This is a genomic window from Vibrio sp. Vb1574, from assembly GCF_033338675.1.
Genome location: NZ_JAWOTC010000018.1, coordinates 13,628 through 31,318, shown reverse-complemented (window position 1 = coordinate 31,318; position 17,691 = coordinate 13,628). Strand labels below are relative to the sequence as shown.

Below are 17,691 nucleotides of genomic sequence, written 5' to 3'. Positions count from 1 at the left end.
GCCAACTGATTTCAGTTGGCGCTTTTTCATTAACAGGACTGACGCTCAATAGTTTTGAAGGTTAGTACCATCTTACTCATTTCAAAACTTCTGTTGGCAATTCTATCTAGTAACAGTTTCGCACCATTTTCCCCTGCTTTATCAAATGCATAGTTAAATGTTGATAAGGTTGGGGTGCACACTGATGCGAGCTCATCATCACCAACGCCTAGCACTAAAACGTCTTTACCCGGTGTTAACCCGAGCTCTTGAATCGCTCTCATCGCACCGATAGCAATACGGTCTGTCGCACAGAACAAGCCATCTAGCTTAGGGTTCTTTGTTAAGTGTTGTTTTGCCAATGAATAGCCAGAATCGATGGTAAAGTCACCACGAGCATGGAAGGCGAGCTCAAAACCATGATGCTGTAGCGCTTGAACAAATCCCTCTGAGCGTTGCTTATCTACCGCGATATCGTCACCTTGCACACCAATAAAACCCATAGTTTGGCAACCTTTTGCAACCAGTCTATTTCCCGCTTCAAACCCTACTCGTGCGTCATCATGAATGATGCTTGGAATGTTAAACATGGAACCATCTTGACCGACGAGCACAACTGGAACGGCTGAGTTTTGAATTGCTTTTACCAGCTTGGAATCGAGGTGGGTGGCGTAAAGAATGATCCCTTCAACCCGTTTTTGGTTAAAGATCTGAATGTATTCCAGTTCTTTTTCGTGGGCTTGGTGAGTGCTAGCAAGTAAGACATGTTTCCCAGCTTTTTCAAGGACATCTGTTAATCCATCGACACCTTGGGATGTGGCATGAGAGGAAACCCGAGGAACAATGACACCAACCAGATTGGTCTTTTGAGATTTTAGATCTTTAGCGACTTGGTTCGGCACATAGCCACACTCCGCTACTGCTTGGCGGACCTTCAGTTTTGTCGCTTCTTTTACGCCATATTCATCGTTTATAACCCGTGACACTGTTGATTTTGATACGCCAGCCAGACGGGCGACATCATGCAGACTCGCCATTGTTCCTATCCATTCTGTTTTTCGTTTTTGGGATTGTTTGCAAAGAGAAGATGAAAAGCTCTTTGATAAGTATCGATTCTAACCTCCTATACTGCTCTTAGGGAGAGAATTTGACGATCATTCTCACATTCTCTCTGCTTTATCTTTGATCATTTGGTTTTATTGAGCAAAAATCCATTTTGCAAACGTTCCCGAAAATTTCGCAAGCTCAGATAATAATCCAATGGGGTATGAAATGAATTATCCGGCAGTAGCAAAAGAGTTGTTAACTCTATTAGGTGGTAAAAGCAACATCACCGCACTTGCGCATTGTGCGACACGCTTACGCCTTGCCGTTGCAGATGAGCAAAAAATAGATGAACAAGCGATTGATAGCCTTGAAGGAGTAAAAGGGCAGTTCAAAGTTGCGGGTCAGTACCAAATCATTTTTGGATCAGGCATCGTAAACCAAGTTTATGCAGAAATGGCGAAGTTGACGGGGATGAGTGAAATGTCCACCAACGACGTTGCGTCTGCTGGCGCAGAGAAACAAAACATTGTTCAGCGCGCGGTGAAAGGGCTGTCTGATATTTTCGTCCCAATCATTCCCGCAATCGTCGCTGGTGGTTTGTTGATGGGTATCTATAACCTATTGACTGCTCAAGGCTTGTTCATTGATGGCAAATCTTTGATTGATGCCAACCCAGGACTGACAGACTTGGCGAACATGATCAACACGTTTGCGAACGCGCCGTTTGTTTACCTGCCTATTCTGCTGGCATTTTCAGCCAGTAAGAAGTTTGGCGGTAACCCATATTTAGGGGCGGCGCTAGGTATGTTGATGGTTCACCCTGACTTGCTGAATGGTTGGGGATTCGGCGGCGCATCTGTGTCTGGCAACATTCCGGTTTGGAATATTCTTGGCTTTGAAATCCAAAAAGTGGGTTACCAAGGTTCGGTGTTACCGGTTTTGGTATCGGCATTCATTCTTGCGAAGGTTGAGCTAGGCTTACGTAAAGTCATACCTTCTGTTTTAGACAACCTTTTAACGCCATTACTGGCGATTTTCATAGCGGGTTTGCTGACGTTTACTGTCGTCGGTCCGTTCACGCGTGATATCGGTTTCCTATTGGGTGATGGTCTGAACTGGCTATACAACACTGCTGGCTTTGTTGGTGGTGCGGTATTTGGTCTTATTTACGCTCCGTTTGTTATTACTGGTATGCATCACAGCTTCATTGCGATTGAAACTCAACTTCTTGGGGATATTGCGACGACGGGCGGCACCTTTATCTTTCCTATTGCGGCGATGTCTAACGTTTCTCAAGGAGCGGCAGCGTTGGCGGTGGGCGTGATGAGCAAAGATAAGAAGATGAAAGGTATTGCGATTCCATCGGGTGTTACGGGTTTGCTGGGTATTACAGAGCCAGCCATGTTTGGTGTTAATCTAAAACTACGTTACCCATTTATTGCGGCAGTTTGCGCTGCGGCGTTATCGAGCGCGTTCATTACAATGTTTAATGTGAAAGCTCAGGCATTGGGTGCAGCAGGTCTTCCAGGCATCATTTCTATTACGCCAGAGAAGATTGGATACTACATCGCGGGTATGGTGATCGCGTTCTTGACCGCATTTGTTCTCACCATTGTTCTTGGTATGCGTGACCGCGCTAAAGTTGGTAGAAAAGCAGCGGCTTAATCTGAACTCCTTAAGGGTGGAGTCCCCCAAAATCCACTTCTTTTCCTAAATGTTTGGGGTGCTAGCCAAGCACTAATGGCTTGGCTAGCCTTTTTCAATTTTTACTTGGTAGTGAAGGTGTTCAACACGTTGGACTATCAGGGCTTTAATTTCAAGGTAAGCAAGATGAATCAAGTGTGGGTAACTGGTGATGCTGTTGTCGATCTAATACCGGAATCTGAGACTTCTTTACTCAAATGTCCCGGTGGTGCACCAGCGAATGTCGCCGTAGCAATTGCTCGTCTATCTGGTAAGAGTGCGTTTTTTGGACGTGTAGGTGATGACCCATTTGGTCGCTTCATGCAATCAACGCTCGATCAAGAGGGCGTGAGCACGGAGTTTCTCGTTAAAGATCCTGAGCAAAGAACATCAACAGTGGTGGTGGATTTAGACGAGCAAGGTGAGCGCAGCTTTACGTTTATGGTAAAACCGAGCGCTGATCAGTTTATGTCTGTTGAAGACATCCCAAACTTTAAGCAAGGTGACTGGCTACACGTTTGCTCAATTTCACTGGCAAATGAGCCAAGTAGAAGCAGCACATTTGAGGCGATCAAAAGAGCAAAAGCCGCTGGTGGTTTCATTAGCTTTGACCCTAACTTGCGTGATGAAGTGTGGCAAGATCAATCAGAAATCCAAGCTGTCGTGATGAAGGCTGTAGCGATGGCCGATGTGGTTAAGTTCTCTGAAGAAGAGCTTTTGTTCTTAACTGACTCAACGTCGATGGCGCAAGGTTTACAACAAATAGCCTCTTTGAATATTGCTTTGGTCTTGGTGACACAAGGTGCGAAAGGTGTTTGGCGCGTCTTTGAAAGTCAGAGTGAACTGATCACAGGTCAAGTCGTTAGTCCGATTGACACCACAGGTGCGGGTGATGCTTTTGTCGGAGGGCTACTGGCATGCCTGTCTCGGCATGACGATTGGAAAAATCATCCTGTTGTTAGCTCTGCGATTCAATGGGCAAATGGCTGTGGTGCATTAGCGACGACGCAAAAAGGCGCAATGACCGCGCTTCCGACCCAGACAGAGTTGCTGCAATTTATTGGGCAATGATCTTCAGATCCAATTTCAGTTGAGAAAAATTATGAGCTTAAACAACCGTTGGACTGTAAAGCAAAGATATCGCCGACTTGAGCAAATCCCTCAGTGTGATATCGAAGAAATGACACTTTTACGTCAGCAAGATAAAGGCTTTCCTAGTTTTCATATCGCCCCTAGATTTGGGCTGTTAAATGACCCAAATGGGTTGTGTTATTTCAATGGTGAGCACCACATCTTTTACCAGTGGACGCCTGTGGGACCAGTCCATGGAATGAAGTATTGGTATCACCTTTCTACTAAAGACTTCATCCATTTTACTGATCATGGCGTGGGTCTTCATCCTGACCAAGACTACGATTCACATGGTGTATATTCGGGCGGCGCTTTGGTGGAAAACAACAAGGCTTTGCTGTTTTTTACTGGCAACAAGCGTGACCAAAACTGGAATCGAATCCCAACACAGTGTTTTGCCACCATGGATTCAGACGGCAACATTGAAAAGTATGGTGTGGTCATTGAGAACGAACATTACACGGAGCACTTTCGTGATCCAAAAGTTTGGAAGAAAGGCGACGACTATTTGATGGTGGTGGGTGCTCAAACCAAAACCGAGCATGGTTCAATGGCGCTCTATCAAAGCAAAGATTTGAAAACGTGGCAGCATAAAGGTCCTATCAAGACCAAGTTTTCTGACCTTGGGTACATGTGGGAGTGTCCTGATTTCTTTGAGATTAATGGTCAATCGGTGATGCTGTTTTCTCCACAGGGCGTGAGCAGTAATAATCCTTATGATTTCAAAAACATATATTCTGTTGCGTATATCGTGGGTGATCAGTTGAACCTAGAGTCGATGATTTTAGAAAACCACCAAGATATTTTGCAGCCAGATTATGGGTTTGATTTCTACGCCCCACAAACCTATTTAGATGAGAATGGGTGTCGCATTCTTATTGCATGGATAGGGTTGCCAGAAATCGACACGCCATCGGTCACACACCAGTGGGCAGGAATGTTGTCTCTTCCTAGAGAACTAACGTTGAAAGATGGTTTTCTTGTTCAAACTCCACTCCCTGAATTGGAGAGTTTAAGAAAAGAAGAGGTGGTCTTTGCACAGTCCCATACACTGGAAAGCACAAGTTGTTTGATCCAATTAGACCTTGAGGGCGATGGCTTTGAACTTGAGCTGAGTAACCTCAAAGGTGACAACATCGTCTTTAGTGCGACAAAGCACGAGTTTATGCTGGACCGTCGTCACATGTCTCATTTGTACGCAGAAGAATTTGGTAGCATTCGAAAAGCACCAAGATTGGACGCTAAGCAGACGATTGATATATATATCGACAATTCTGTCATCGAGATTTTCATTAATGGTGGCAAACACACGATGACCAGTCGTTTCTTTATTGATGACCTGAATACGGTAACGTTGAGAGGGTTGGAGCAAGCAAGGCTTTTCCCTTTGAAAGGTATTTCTGGTTTGTTTGAATCAGCTAAGTAACGGTTTCGAATACATTAAAACGCCCTTCATTGATTTAGTGAAGGGCGTTTTTCTTTCTAACTATCTAACTTAACTGCCTATCACGTACGTAAGTGGTTTGAACTAGGGTATCCAAAACAACGTCACTCTTGGTGACTTTGAAGTTCAACGGTTGCTCCAAATCCCCAAACAGAGGTGCGCAGCCGAGTGTCGCTTACTCATCGTTGGCATCTCGAACCTAGTTCACATTATCGTGACGTTTTTACTTATAGCGTGAAAGAAAATCCCATAACCAAAGGTTCTAACTAAAAGAGATTACAGGACTTTTATTTAGCGAATTCGACCTAATATCTTGAGTATGCCTAATCGCAGTTGGCGAAGAGGTGATGTTAATAATGCTTGCTGGCGCGTAAGACCCGTCAGTTTGAAGATGCATTCAAACACAATAAGGGAAAACAATGGCTAACGAATACATTCCACCAAAAGTTTGGACAAACGATAATGAAAACGGCGGTCAGTGGGCGAGCATCAACCGTCCGGATTCTGGCGCACGTCATGAGCAAGAGCTTCCAGTTGGTGAGCACCCATTCCAACTTTACTCAATGGGTACCCCAAATGGTCAGAAAGTGACGATCATGTTTGAAGAGCTTTTGGCGGCTGGCGTAACGGCAGCAGAATACGATGCATACCTGATTAAGATTGGCGATGGCGACCAGTTTGGCTCTGGCTTTGTGGCTGTTAACCCAAACTCTAAAATTCCGGCATTGGTTGACCGTTCGGGTTCTGAGCCAGTGAACGTGTTTGAATCTGGCAACATCTTGTTTTATCTAGCAGAGAAGTTTGATCATTTCTTACCAAAAGAAGGCGCTAAGCGTGCTGAGGTAATGAACTGGTTATTCTGGCTGCAAGGTTCTGCGCCATATCTAGGCGGTGGTTTTGGTCACTTCTACGCGTACGCACCAGAGAAGTTCGAGTACCCAATCAACCGCTTTACAATGGAAGCAAAACGTCAGTTAGATGTATTAGACAAGCGTCTTGCGAACAATGAATTCCTAGGTGGCGATGAGTACAGCATCGCTGATATCGCAACATGGCCATGGTACGGCAACCTTGTGTTGGGTCGTGCTTACGATGCGGCTGAATTCTTAGACGTAGAAAGCTACAAAAACGTTGTGCGTTGGGCAAAAGTAATTGATGAGCGTGAAGCGGTAAAACGTGGTCGAATTGTGAACCGTTCATGGGGTGAAGAATGGGAGCAGTTACCTGAGCGCCACAGCGCAGAAGATATTGATAAAGTATTGAAACTTAAACCATAAGCAATCTTGGCCTAGCTACGTCAAATGAGTTTAGTTTTATCTATGCTTATACAGTGACCTTAATCAAATCTATAGCGCACCATATACGGTGCGCTATTTTTATTCTCATTTAGTCTCGAAATGCTAATTTATATCACCTCTTGAAGAGCATTTAGTTCGTAGATTAATCTTTAATGTATTTATATGTTATGATGCAAAACAAAGCTCATATTTCCATGTTAAATATGAACTGGTCATACTGCTTTCTAATAATTAAATTATTTAAAAATTATAAACTGATTTTATATCCATTATAAATAAAATTAATGATAATTAATATTTGACATAACCACTAAATTTGTGTGGAATATGCGGGTTGATTTTTTTTGATGAAATAAAATTAATTTCTAATACTTTTATTTATGACAAGCTTAGCTTTTAGCGATGTTTAATTATTAATGCTTATATCATGAAAGAGGATATGTATGATGTCGTCGTTTGAGTCGTACTGGGTTGGGATACGTCAAAGAATAGCCGCACAAACCGAAGGTAACCGCAGTTTAAAGTCTCTAGTCATTAAAAAGCAGCGTGTGAACTTAAATAACAGTGGGTTATCCTTTCGCGCTAAGTCCGGATGCCTTATCCCTCACTGTTATACCAAGTTCTCTGATGAGATAAACCTAAAAACATCGAAAAAATCGTCTCTTAGTTTTAAAAAAGGAAAGCTGTATTTTTCTCCAGTTTAATAATAAATGAAATTTGCATAAATTATAATATTAGGTTTTTAAATTTATCGATAATTAATTACGATTTTATGATGCGTTTTAAATATGTTTTCTTGGTAAATAATTAGCTGGGCTTATTGTTGCTTGTTTTTGTTGTTTCCTATTTAGATATGGATAAAAGCTCAACTACTTTTCCTATACCAACTTACTCCCTGAATTGGCTTGCGCGCTTTTTCTCCCCTCTAAAAAAACATAGCGTTACGGAATTATTTTTGCTCCTGTTTCATTCTTCAAGACGAAAGCTCTACCTACCTCTCATTATTTTCGACAAACATTGAGTAAAAGTAACCAATCGTAACAAGGTGGCTGTAACTGAGCGCCGTTTCAATATACTCGTTTTTTAACTAGGTAATCCCGCGCTTTGAATTCATTCGGGTACCGTTTGTAAGCCTTAAATGCTACTAAGATAAGATGTCATGATGAGAAAAAGTACTATATTACACACAGTGTTAATTACAGGGTTCGCTGCTGTATCCTCGTTGGCTTATGCTGCGCCTTCAGTTGTGCCAAATGCGCCGGAACTCAGTTCTCGTGGTTATGTTTTGATGGACTTCCATACGGGGAAAGTACTGGTTGAACGTGATGCCCACAAACGTTTAAACCCCGCGAGTTTAACGAAGTTGATGACTGCTTATGTAGCTGGTCAAGAAATTAATACAGGCAATATTACGTTGAATGATGAGGTTGTCATCAGCCGAAATGCTTGGGCAAAAAATTTCCCAGATTCTTCAAAAATGTTTATTGAAGTCAATACTTCCGTTTCTTTGTCTGACTTATACCGTGGTCTGATTGTTCAATCTGGTAACGATGCCAGTGTCGCTATTGCTGAGCATGTTGCGGGAAGTGAATCAGGGTTTGTGAGTTTGATGAATAGTTGGGCCGCCAAGCTTGAATTGTCTAACACGGCATTCACCAACCCTCACGGCCTAGACAGTGACGGTTTATATTCGACACCTTATGATATTGCCAAGTTGGGCCAAGCGATTATTCGTGACTTACCTGATATCTATCCGCTGTATAGCGAAACCTCGTTTACTTACAATGGCATCACTCAATACAACCGTAATGGCTTGCTTCGTGATCGTAGTATGAATGTCGATGGCATGAAAACTGGTTATACAAGCGGCGCGGGTTATAGTCTAGCGACTTCTGCAACACAAGGTGATATGCGTTTGATTGCCGTAGTGATGGGAGCGAAGAGTGAGAATGTTCGTGAATCAGAAAGCAAGCAGCTGTTGAGTTATGGCTTCCGCTTTTACGATACGGTAATGCCGACTGAGGCGGGTGCGGAACTTGCGAAAGCTCGAGTTTGGATGGGCGAAAAAGACGAGCTTACTGTCGGCGTAGCTAACGATGTTTATCTCACTTTGCCAAAAGGAGATGTAAAAAATCTGCAAGCGGAAGTTGAATACAACGGTGATTTAGTTGCGCCAATTTCTGAGCAACAAGTGGTTGGTAAAGTGCTTTACAAAGTCGACGGTAAGGTCGTAAATGAAGCCGAGCTCGTTGCATTGGAGTCCGTGGAGGAAGGCAGTTTATTCAAGCGAATTTTAGACTGGTTTAAGCAATTGGTCGCTAGCTGGTTCTAAACAGTAGCGAACTTCTGTCTATATCACTCTATCTTGTTAATGTTCTATTAAATCAATTTACTAAGACGACCAACGTGGTCGCCTTACGTTTTTGGAATACTCGTTGCGTTAAAACACAGGCCCTCTTGTAAGAGTGTGTTTTTACCTGACCAAGAGCGTTTTGTGTTTTTGGGTGCGAGAGAAAAGAAACTAGAACAAGAATGGAGTGACACGTGCACAAGATTTTATCTTTGACATTGATTTTATCGCTCATGGGCTGCGCTATGCCTTACCAGCAGGAGGTCGATAGCGGCCAATGTGTTGGAGTCATGACCTCTCAGGATGCATATGGTTATTTAAACCCAAACCATTACACGATGCAGGTACTCGCGCTAAAGCAAGAAAAAGATGTGAAAGATTATATTCGCTATATCGATCCTAAGCATCCGGTTTGGGTTAACTGGAAAAACAGCCGAGGCACGCGTTGGTATACGGTAACTGTTGGTGATTTTAAAACGAAGCAGGATGCCTACAATGCGCTTTCTTCATTACCAAGCCGTGTAAAGCAGTCATCCCCGTTTGTGCTGACTTTTGCGGAAATGCAGCGTAAGCAACAAACGAGTGTTGTGAGAATGCGTTAACCAACAAAAAACGGAAGCGATGGCTTCCGTTTTTGTATTTAGGAGTAAGCTTAAAGCGCCGCTAAAATCGTTTCTGCTTTGCTTGCTTCAAACTCTTTTGGCTCTTCAACGTTTAGCTTAGTCACTGTGCCGTTTTCAATGATCATTGCGTAACGTTGTGAGCGAATACCACCAAAGCCGCCTGTATCCATTTCAAGACCTAATGCTTTAGTAAAGCTAGCGTCGCCATCACCCAACATCAAAATCTCAGAAGCGTTTTGAGCTTCACCCCACGCTTGCATCACAAATGCATCGTTTACAGAAACGCACGCAATTAAATCAACACCTTTTGCCTTTAGCTCATCAGCTAATACCACATAGCCTGGTAGATGGGCTTCTGAACAGGTAGGGGTGAATGCGCCAGGTACAGCAAAGAGTACGACTTTCTTGTTCGCAAACAGTTCTGTAACGTCGTGGTTCACCATACCATCGGCAGTCAACTCACTTAGAGTTGCAACTGGTAGAGCTTGGCCTTGTTGAATCATGATTATATTCCTTTTTGTGTGCTAGTTTAGCTTTCTCAGTCTAGCGTTTATAAATGCGGTTAACCACAGAGTTTTTGTAGGGTTTTAATACCTACGCGTTTGGCCTAAGGCGTGGCACTGATGCCTTTATTGCAAAGCTTCGTGCTGGTTTACGTATTGGCTAACAAGGTGACGATATTTCGCCTTTAACTCGTTATCGATAAAGCTGGCATCAATCGCGTTCATTGTAAATTGGGCAAGTTCACTCTTACTCATTGGATGTGCGTTGTTGACGGCCAGAAAGTTATCCGTCATGTAGCCACCAAAGTACACAGGATCGTCTGAGTTAATCGTTACAGCGACACCTTTTCGTAGCAAATCCACAATATTGTGATCTTTCATATCGTCGAATACACATAGCTTAAGATTCGATAACGGACACACTGTCAGTGGCATTTGGCTTTCGATTAAGGATTCAACTAATGCTTCATCATCAACACAGCGAACACCGTGATCCACGCGGCTCACGTAAAGCATTTCAATTGCATCGCTAATATTTTGTGCGGGGCCTTCTTCACCTGCGTGAGCAACGGTAAGTAAGCCTTCTTCTACTGCTTGTTTAAATACGCGCTTGAATTTAGCTGGCGGATGACCTTGTTCTGAAGAATCTAGTCCAACACCAATGATCTTATCACGGTGTTTCAGAATAGCCTGTAGGGTCTCTATGGCGCTCTCTTCTGAAAGGTGACGGAGAAAACACGCAATAATTTGCGAGGTAATGCCAAGTTTTTCGTGACCATCTTTTAGCGCACGAGCGATTCCATTGATAACAGTGTCAAAGTCTATGCCGCGTTCTGTGTGTGTTTGAGGGTCAAAAAAGATTTCGGTATGAATAACGTTGTCTTCTTTACAGTGCAGTAAGTATTCCCAAGTGAGATCGTAAAAATCTTGCTCCGTACGCAGAACTCCCGCTCCTTGGTAATAGAGGTCGAGAAATGATTGTAAGTCTGTAAACTGATATGCGCTGCGTAGTTCACTCGGAGAAGAGTAAGGGATCTCGATGCCGTTTCGTTTTGCTAATTTGAATAAGAGTTCCGGCTCAAGTGAACCTTCGATATGTAAGTGCAGCTCTACTTTTGGAAGACCTTGAATAAATGCGTTCATATTCCACCTTATGTGTATTGTGGATGCAGTTACTCTAAGAATAGGTATAGATAGAAATAAATCGAACGCTATCACAAAGAGTAAGACCCACGATGATCTCAACTCTTCGTAATCAGCACTTTGCGGGAACTGGTAGAGACCCCCAAACCATATCATTGGGGTTATACGAAGCAAACGAGAGGGATTATACGCAAAAATATCGCTTTGGCTATACGCAAATAACCTAACTGTCATTAGTCACGGGTTTTCCTGTGAGCGAAACGACTATTTGCAAGTCACTTGAGTATAGAGGAGCCAGTTGTTTTTGCGCGTGTGAGAGGCACGTGTAATTAGAAGAGTAGTCTAAAAGAGTGGAGATTCGTTTGAGCAAAGGTAGGTGGCGGTACCTTGCACAACGATAAAGGCAGAGAAAGCACTAGAGAGCATTTATAGATCGAATAACTTATCAAATTCTCTTTGTTCCATAATGTCTTCTATGCGGCGTCGAGTTTTCTGCTTTACCGCCGCCGCGTTTTGTTCAGACTCTTTTTTGTCTTTTTCTGACTGCTTCTTACTTTTTCTAGCCATTGGATACCTTCCAAATTAGTTGCATTATCCATTAATGCATGAAAACTGAATCAGTTAACAGTAAAACTTCCTAACTTTGAACCTGAATCACAGAGAATAGTTCCAGATTGCGTTTTCTCACAATATTCAAAATCGATCATGAAGCTATGAGAAAGAAGTTTCGGTAATACGTGCCTTCGTAAAATATCACCATTTAATTGATGTATTTTAGCGTTCCAAGAGGTTTGAGGTTGTTCTAAATTAAATTCAATTTCTAACATTTATTCTCCTGTTTTTTAGTGATTTTCTCTTTGTTAAGTAATTGATACCAATGCCTTTGACGGCCAGTTCTTTTTGAGGACATGATTTTTCCTATAAATAATAAATTAAGCAGTACTATTCAGTTTATTTTAGATAGCACAAAGCAATGCCTAAAATTAGGCTGAGTGATTGATGAAAGAATATTTTTGAAGGAGAGAGGTTTGGTGCAGCATGGGCATGCTACACCAAGAAAAGCAGTCTTATAGAGGAGTTACTTCAGTCGCTTGAGGACCTTTTTTACCTTGCTCTACATTGAAGCTTACTTTCTGACCTTCAGTCAGTGTTTTGAAACCGTCAGAAACGATAGCGTTAAAGTGTACGAATACATCTTGGCCGCCGTTGTCTTGAGATAGAAAACCGAAGCCTTTAGTTTCGTTAAACCATTTTACTGAACCAGTTACTTTAGACATAAAAATACCTTTGAATTAAACATTAAAATTATGATTTGTTTTGTGGATCTTTTCTAAGCTATTGAATGTTCAATCAAGAGGAAGTTGTACGCAGGTGTCTGAATTGGGGATTCACGATTTTACTGAGAGGAAACTTAAACTAAATGTTGCATTAACAGCTCTCTTCTAAGAGCCAAGGCACACTATACACCTTGTTTAGAAAATAGCTACATTTATTTTAGATAAATTAAATGTGCTCATTATTAACTCGATAAATTGTATTGTTCGAAAAAGTTGAATAAGTAGAACGAATAGTATGGCTCATAATTTTAGCTCATCAACCTAAAATAGAACCTTATCGATAGCCATAGATTGAACATGCGACTTGCAAGCGGTCACAAAGATAAACTAGGAGAACTAGTATGAGTACATTCAGAGAAATTCGTCAGCTTATTCCTGCGCAACCTACTGCTGATGGTGATGGAGTGAAAATTCGCCGTGTAGCGGGTTTCAATCATGCTAGCTTTTCTCCATTTTTGATGATGGATGAACTCAAATCAGAAGACCGCGCTGACTATATCGGCGGTTTCCCTCCGCATCCGCACCGCGGTATTGAGACGCTTACTTATATGTTGAAAGGTCATTTCCAGCATCGTGATCATATGGATAATGTTGGTGAGCTTCGTTCCGGTGGTGCACAGTGGATGGCGGCAGGAAGAGGCGTCATCCATAGCGAAATGCCTATTATGAAGGAAGGCGAATTGCATGGTTTCCAAATTTGGATTAACCAGCCTGCGAAAAATAAGATGCAGCCAGCTCAATATCATGACTTTCAACCTGAAACGATCACTGAGTTTGATACTCCGAATACGGGGGTTGTACGTTTGATTGCGGGTCATATGACTATAAACAACGAACGAATTCAGGGGCCGCTAACAGAGACAGGTGTTGCTGCCACGGTAGCCGATTGGAGAGCGATGGGTGGTCAAGCTTTGAATTTGAACACGGATCAAGACAACAACATGATGCTCTATGTCTATAAAGGTCGTATTCAATTAAAAGGTCGTGAGATCAATCAAGGCGAAATGGCCATTTTATCGAAAGGTGAATGGGTTGAATTGCAGGCCAAAAAAGAGAGTGGTGCACTGATCTTTATTGGTGAGCCAATTAATGAACCCGTGGTGCATTATGGCCCTTTTGTCATGAACAGCATGGAAGAGATAGAACAAGCTATCCAAGACTACAACTCTGGGTTGTTTGAAACTTACTAGTTTTGACAGCCTACTCGCTTTTTCAGTTAGCGAGCAAATTAAAACAGTTTTGAGCCTGAATATTGGGCTCGACCAGAAGCAAATACGATAATCCACTGCCATCGAATTTGCGTTAGCCACGTTTAATCCACGTGGCTTTTTTCTACTTCTGACTCCAGCGTATGATGGCTTCCTTTCCTGCTTCAATTCCTAACTCATAAGCATGACGCAGTGGTGCTGGCGATCGACTCAGCCGTTTCAACTTGAATGTTTCAGGAGGACACACTTGAATGATTTCGATACCAGGTGGTGGGTTGTTGATCAGCGCTAAGGTCTGATTGTAGCGAACTTCACGTGTCAACATCGGTTCAATTAATCCGGGCGTTTCTTTCAACATCTTCCTAGTTAGGGCGCTGAATCTTCCTCTTGGCTTTTGATAGCTTGCGGGCTGGCTGCGTAAAACCATAATCTTTTTGGCTCCTCGCTTTATTGCTTCTGCAACAGGAAGTGCGTCTGAGACGCCACCATCAACGTATTGAATTCCGTTCAGTGATACGCCATTTCGGTAAAGTACAGGCAGTGCGCTGCTGGCTTTCATTGTTTCTGCCAAGTCGTCGACATCAGGAAGGTGGTACTCCGCTTGCCCATTGTCTTGACGCGTCACGCCTAAAAAGAAAGGTCGTGAATCAGCTTTGAGCGCAGATTTATCGATGCCAAGTTCTTCGAGGGTGACATTCCACATCCAGTCTAAGTTCATCATATCACCACCACGTAGAAGTTGAGATGGAGAGATAAATTCTTTTCTTAAGCTGTAATCGAGGTAGATTTTTAAGTTACGTCCGGGCATTTTAGCTAAGTAGGCAGCCAAGTTGCTAGCACCCGCAGACACTCCCCAAAAGCTATCAAATGGAGAGAACTCGCTAGCAAGAAAATGATCGAGTATGCCGCATGAAAATACGCCTCGCATGGCTCCACCTTCGACAATCAATGCTCGAGAGCCTACTTTTTCCATCACTTCGCTCCACTCTTTATCAATCGGATAATAGCGTGCAGCTTAACGCATAATGGTTTTATACCCAAGTGGGCCAAAGGTCTAGGTTGCGTTCCTTTGAATAAAAAGGGCATCAACGGATGCCCTTGTCACTTTTAGCCTATGGAATTGCGGGTAATTGAGTCGCTAATTTAGTGAAGGAGACCGAGCCAATTAGCCCCCTTACATAGAGCCATACCTGTAGTCCCATACTGATCGTTGTTGGAATAGTTTGATGATCACTTGTTAAATAGGCATACAAACACTATCCAGAGCGTTGTAAGCAAAAGTAATGGGGTGAATACTTTCTGGATAGAAGCGCCATCAGTTAAATTGTAAATTTTGATGGATTCATTATAAAACGCTCGTTTGAATTCTTTGAAGCTAATGTCGCTCTTCGCATGCGACTGTTCATAGTGCTGGTGCGCAGCGTCCGATAGCTGGTATTCCAAGTCTTGGAGCTCGTACTCCTTGTTAAAAAACGCATCCCAAGCCGAAAGGCGGGCTATCGTTTTAGGAGATGGATCCCCATTTAGTTTCTCTAGACGTTTAGCATAAGCTGCTTGATATTTATCCACGGTATATTCCTGTCTGAATAGACGTTGAGTTAGAACATATGTAAAAAAGAAAAATAAGTAATAAAAGGTTTTTTACGTTCTATACCTGTGATAAATGCTAAAAATTTCAATGCTCTAGCACTCCGATGTCGCAAATGATATTGATGGAATTGCTCTGCGACAAATAAAATAATTACTCTAGATAACAACGAATTTTTGTTGTTTTTTTTAAAAACTGATCATGAGATTGAGTGGGGATTTTTACCGAGAAGAATTTCGCTACTGTAACTGTCTATATTTACTCAAAAAGAGAAAATCTTAGAAGCTTTCTTTGATTGATGTGAGATATTTTAGGTCGAAAAGCATTAATTTTGGCTATGCTTATAGTTCGTCTTTTTTGTTGTTGAACTCTACTTCGAGGGGGAAAGAACCCATATTTCGAGCATAGGATAGCTCGCTTTTTCGTTACGTCGTTCTTGGAGTTTGAATCAGTGACGACGCTATGAGTCTAGCATCTTGAACTCACTTGGGTGTATTGATTAATTATAAAAGTAAAGGAGTGCTGAGCTAGGATAAACTTCAACGTAAAGGTGACGGTATGAATATACAATCAGCCATTATTGAATATGCGATAGCGATTATAGGCTTACTTTTGACGGGCGTTACCCTCTGAGCATGACTGCTCAGAGGATAGAAAGTGCATTAGCCGATCGCTAACGATTGATGTTATATCGAGCCATTGCAGCTTCTTCAGACGATACAACCGTTTTACCAATTGGTGCGAGTGAAATAACCGCTAGTTTGAGGTGTTGGAGCGCAAACGGAATGCCGATTATGGTGACAAAGCATGCTGCGGCAGAAAGTACGTGACCGATAGCTAACCAAAGGCCTGCAAACACAAACCAAAGGACGTTACCAATAACGCCGAGCGGACTCGTGCCAATGTCCATTTCATTGGTCAATTCATCGCGTGAGATGGCCTCTTTACCGAATGGGAAAAAGGAAAAATTACCCATAACGATACACGCACGCCCCCAAGGTATTCCGATGATGCTAATAAAGGCCAAAATACCAAAAAACCACCATAGCAACCCCATAAATACGCCACCAAATACAAACCAAATGATGTTACCAAGTGTTCTCATTCTATTTCCTTTATTCTTGAATGTGATGATTCAGATACCTGAGAGCAGCGTAAAACAAATCTAAACCGTCTGTTTTGTCGATGTGTGCTTCCGTGCCCTCATTGACCTGATTGATAGAATAATCGCCGCAGTCTTAACAGAGAATGAATGCCTTCCTTAAGGCAAGTCTTTTTAGTATAGAGCGTAATACTCAATCAAGCATATAGCCAAGAATCGCATTATCTAGAGACAACTTTCTCGAGATATTGACAAATTTGCTCTGCCAATCGATGGCTGGCAATGTTGCGTGTTACTACTTCATCAGCAATATTTCCAGACTCAACGACGCCAAACCAGTCGAGCAACATCGAATGGAAACCTTTACTCGTCAGCATTGGCGTCCAGTCTTTCAAATTGATTTTTTGCTCTTGGTTAGCTTGCCATAGTTTGCCTTCAACGAAGGAGTCGAACTCAACTGCCTTGTTTGCATAACAAGCTTGAACGCGCTCTGTAGTGATACCGAAGTGGCGATTCATCGAGGCGTGGAGCAAAGTATCTCCATGTTGCCACTGAATATCTAAACGCGCCAACTGATCACCTTCAAGTTGATGAGTTACATAAGCATCTTTTAGATCGGCTTTGGCTGTGACGTTAACGCTGTCTAATGGGTGAATAAAATCATCAAATATAAAGGTACGAACATCCCCCGGTAGTTGGTGACGGTTCTTTTCCCAGCGTAGCGACTTTAAGTCATATATGTTGCCTTGCTGCACTTGTGGCATATGTTGGTTGTAAAGTGGAATGTGACGACGGTTAAAGCCCACATAGAGTGGCTGTCTCTCTTTTTCGGCAATGTCGTACAGCTTTTCCACGTCATCAGCACTATTCGCTAATGGTTTGTCGACAAAGGTTGGAATTCCATGCTGCAGAAAAAATGCCGCTATTTGAGGGTGTACGCTTGTTGCCGCATGAATCATGACGGCATCGACGCCAAAGTGTAGAAGTTGCTGGTAGTCTTGGCAGATCTCTGAGATTCGATACTGCTTAGCCAGGCTCTCAAGTGTGTTTGGGTTGCGGGTACAAAATACAAGTTCGATATTTGGAAGCTGAGTGATAACAGGAAGGTATGCTTTCTGAGCGATATCCCCTAGACCAATAATACCAATTTTCATCCTAGTCCTTTCTCGATGTATGGATCGCGGACTGTCAGTATAACGCTTGGCGCGGCGATGAGTTTAAATACCTTGTTAGAAAAAGCCTGGTTCACACTTTG

General features: G+C 42.6%; 17 protein-coding genes, 1 pseudogene and 1 riboswitch. Of the genes and pseudogenes, 7 read left to right on the top strand and 11 right to left on the bottom strand.

All coding sequences use genetic code 11. The features are described from left to right. Positions 1-29: 29 nt before the first annotated feature. A complete protein-coding gene (locus R7O12_RS13165; protein ID WP_017633789.1) occupies positions 30-1,016 on the bottom strand; it encodes a LacI family DNA-binding transcriptional regulator in 987 nt (328 codons plus the stop codon). Between the two features lie 235 nt (positions 1,017-1,251). On the opposite strand from R7O12_RS13165, the gene R7O12_RS13160 reads away from it, so the two are divergent. The 3 genes from R7O12_RS13160 to R7O12_RS13150 all read left to right on the top strand — a co-directional run bounded on the left by R7O12_RS13160 (position 1,252) and on the right by R7O12_RS13150 (position 5,266). Beyond that, entirely contained in the window at positions 1,252-2,691 is a 1,440-nt protein-coding gene (locus R7O12_RS13160; protein ID WP_318125924.1) for a sucrose-specific PTS transporter subunit IIBC, read from the top strand. A gap of 165 nt (positions 2,692-2,856) precedes the next feature. Continuing rightward, complete coding sequence (locus R7O12_RS13155; protein WP_017819849.1) at positions 2,857-3,780, top strand: aminoimidazole riboside kinase; 924 nt, start codon at positions 2,857-2,859, stop codon at positions 3,778-3,780. A gap of 31 nt (positions 3,781-3,811) precedes the next feature. Beyond that, positions 3,812-5,266 (top strand): sucrose-6-phosphate hydrolase, encoded by a 1,455-nt coding sequence (locus R7O12_RS13150; RefSeq protein ID WP_132937021.1) that lies wholly within the window; start codon positions 3,812-3,814, stop codon positions 5,264-5,266. Between the two features lie 64 nt (positions 5,267-5,330). On the opposite strand, the pseudogene R7O12_RS13145 reads toward R7O12_RS13150, so the two are convergent. Then, positions 5,331-5,450: pseudogene (locus R7O12_RS13145) on the bottom strand (dihydrofolate reductase); the annotation flags it as partial. Between the two features lie 253 nt (positions 5,451-5,703). On the opposite strand from R7O12_RS13145, the gene yghU reads away from it, so the two are divergent. From yghU to R7O12_RS13130, 3 genes are all read left to right on the top strand, one after another. After that, positions 5,704-6,561, top strand: a complete 858-nt coding sequence (gene yghU / locus R7O12_RS13140; RefSeq protein WP_005373705.1) for a glutathione-dependent disulfide-bond oxidoreductase — start codon at positions 5,704-5,706, stop codon at positions 6,559-6,561. 1,183 nt (positions 6,562-7,744) lie between these two features. Beyond that, positions 7,745-8,914, top strand: coding sequence for a D-alanyl-D-alanine carboxypeptidase family protein (locus R7O12_RS13135; RefSeq protein ID WP_017819852.1), 1,170 nt, complete (start codon positions 7,745-7,747; stop codon positions 8,912-8,914). Positions 8,915-9,126: 212 nt separating this feature from the next. Then, entirely contained in the window at positions 9,127-9,534 is a 408-nt protein-coding gene (locus R7O12_RS13130; RefSeq protein WP_005373701.1) for an SPOR domain-containing protein, read from the top strand. Between the two features lie 50 nt (positions 9,535-9,584). On the opposite strand, the gene R7O12_RS13125 is transcribed toward R7O12_RS13130, so the two are convergent. The 5 genes from R7O12_RS13125 to R7O12_RS13105 form a co-directional block, all read right to left on the bottom strand. After that, positions 9,585-10,058, bottom strand: a complete 474-nt coding sequence (locus tag R7O12_RS13125; RefSeq protein WP_005373699.1) for a peroxiredoxin — start codon at positions 10,056-10,058, stop codon at positions 9,585-9,587. Positions 10,059-10,184: 126 nt separating this feature from the next. Then, positions 10,185-11,201, bottom strand: coding sequence for an adenosine deaminase (locus R7O12_RS13120; protein ID WP_017819853.1), 1,017 nt, complete (start codon positions 11,199-11,201; stop codon positions 10,185-10,187). An 89-nt stretch (positions 11,202-11,290) separates the two neighbouring features. After that, positions 11,291-11,390, bottom strand: a riboswitch (purine riboswitch). Positions 11,391-11,627: 237 nt separating this feature from the next. Beyond that, complete coding sequence (locus R7O12_RS13115) at positions 11,628-11,768, bottom strand: PA3496 family putative envelope integrity protein (protein ID WP_017633782.1); 141 nt, start codon at positions 11,766-11,768, stop codon at positions 11,628-11,630. Between the two features lie 50 nt (positions 11,769-11,818). After that, complete coding sequence (locus tag R7O12_RS13110) at positions 11,819-12,028, bottom strand: hypothetical protein (protein WP_005373692.1); 210 nt, start codon at positions 12,026-12,028, stop codon at positions 11,819-11,821. 240 nt (positions 12,029-12,268) lie between these two features. Further along, entirely contained in the window at positions 12,269-12,478 is a 210-nt protein-coding gene (locus R7O12_RS13105; RefSeq protein ID WP_005373691.1) for a cold-shock protein, read from the bottom strand. Positions 12,479-12,879: 401 nt separating this feature from the next. Between R7O12_RS13105 and R7O12_RS13100 the strand changes: the two genes are divergently transcribed. Further along, a complete protein-coding gene (locus R7O12_RS13100; RefSeq protein WP_132937022.1) occupies positions 12,880-13,728 on the top strand; it encodes a pirin family protein in 849 nt (282 codons plus the stop codon). 142 nt (positions 13,729-13,870) lie between these two features. Here R7O12_RS13100 and R7O12_RS13095 read toward each other — a convergent pair whose 3' ends face one another. From R7O12_RS13095 to R7O12_RS13080, 4 genes are all read right to left on the bottom strand, one after another. Continuing rightward, the gene (locus R7O12_RS13095) at positions 13,871-14,719 is read right to left on the bottom strand and encodes a patatin family protein (protein WP_054576131.1); all 849 of its coding nucleotides are present in this window, start codon (positions 14,717-14,719) and stop codon (positions 13,871-13,873) included. Positions 14,720-14,976: 257 nt separating this feature from the next. After that, positions 14,977-15,315 carry a hypothetical protein gene (locus R7O12_RS13090; RefSeq protein ID WP_017635147.1) on the bottom strand — a complete coding sequence of 113 codons (339 nt, stop codon included), beginning with the start codon at positions 15,313-15,315 and terminating at the stop codon, positions 14,977-14,979. 692 nt (positions 15,316-16,007) lie between these two features. Beyond that, positions 16,008-16,439 carry a YccF domain-containing protein gene (locus tag R7O12_RS13085; RefSeq protein WP_005373685.1) on the bottom strand — a complete coding sequence of 144 codons (432 nt, stop codon included), beginning with the start codon at positions 16,437-16,439 and terminating at the stop codon, positions 16,008-16,010. Positions 16,440-16,657: 218 nt separating this feature from the next. Beyond that, entirely contained in the window at positions 16,658-17,590 is a 933-nt protein-coding gene (locus R7O12_RS13080; RefSeq protein WP_054729308.1) for a Gfo/Idh/MocA family protein, read from the bottom strand. Positions 17,591-17,691: the final 101 nt, after the last annotated feature.

Excerpts from the sequence above, each read along its gene's own strand:
- R7O12_RS13165 (WP_017633789.1), bottom strand. The coding sequence starts at position 1,016 with ATGGCGAGTCTGCATGATGTCGCCCGTCTGGCTGGCGTATCAAAATCA.
- R7O12_RS13160 (WP_318125924.1), top strand. The coding sequence starts at position 1,252 with ATGAATTATCCGGCAGTAGCAAAAGAGTTGTTAACTCTATTAGGTGGT.
- R7O12_RS13155 (WP_017819849.1), top strand. The coding sequence starts at position 2,857 with ATGAATCAAGTGTGGGTAACTGGTGATGCTGTTGTCGATCTAATACCG.
- R7O12_RS13150 (WP_132937021.1), top strand. The coding sequence starts at position 3,812 with ATGAGCTTAAACAACCGTTGGACTGTAAAGCAAAGATATCGCCGACTT.
- yghU (WP_005373705.1), top strand. The coding sequence starts at position 5,704 with ATGGCTAACGAATACATTCCACCAAAAGTTTGGACAAACGATAATGAA.
- R7O12_RS13135 (WP_017819852.1), top strand. The coding sequence starts at position 7,745 with ATGAGAAAAAGTACTATATTACACACAGTGTTAATTACAGGGTTCGCT.
- R7O12_RS13125 (WP_005373699.1), bottom strand. The coding sequence starts at position 10,058 with ATGATTCAACAAGGCCAAGCTCTACCAGTTGCAACTCTAAGTGAGTTG.
- R7O12_RS13120 (WP_017819853.1), bottom strand. The coding sequence starts at position 11,201 with ATGAACGCATTTATTCAAGGTCTTCCAAAAGTAGAGCTGCACTTACAT.
- R7O12_RS13115 (WP_017633782.1), bottom strand. The coding sequence starts at position 11,768 with ATGGCTAGAAAAAGTAAGAAGCAGTCAGAAAAAGACAAAAAAGAGTCT.
- R7O12_RS13110 (WP_005373692.1), bottom strand. The coding sequence starts at position 12,028 with ATGTTAGAAATTGAATTTAATTTAGAACAACCTCAAACCTCTTGGAAC.
- R7O12_RS13105 (WP_005373691.1), bottom strand. The coding sequence starts at position 12,478 with ATGTCTAAAGTAACTGGTTCAGTAAAATGGTTTAACGAAACTAAAGGC.
- R7O12_RS13100 (WP_132937022.1), top strand. The coding sequence starts at position 12,880 with ATGAGTACATTCAGAGAAATTCGTCAGCTTATTCCTGCGCAACCTACT.
- R7O12_RS13095 (WP_054576131.1), bottom strand. The coding sequence starts at position 14,719 with ATGGAAAAAGTAGGCTCTCGAGCATTGATTGTCGAAGGTGGAGCCATG.
- R7O12_RS13085 (WP_005373685.1), bottom strand. The coding sequence starts at position 16,439 with ATGAGAACACTTGGTAACATCATTTGGTTTGTATTTGGTGGCGTATTT.
- R7O12_RS13080 (WP_054729308.1), bottom strand. The coding sequence starts at position 17,590 with ATGAAAATTGGTATTATTGGTCTAGGGGATATCGCTCAGAAAGCATAC.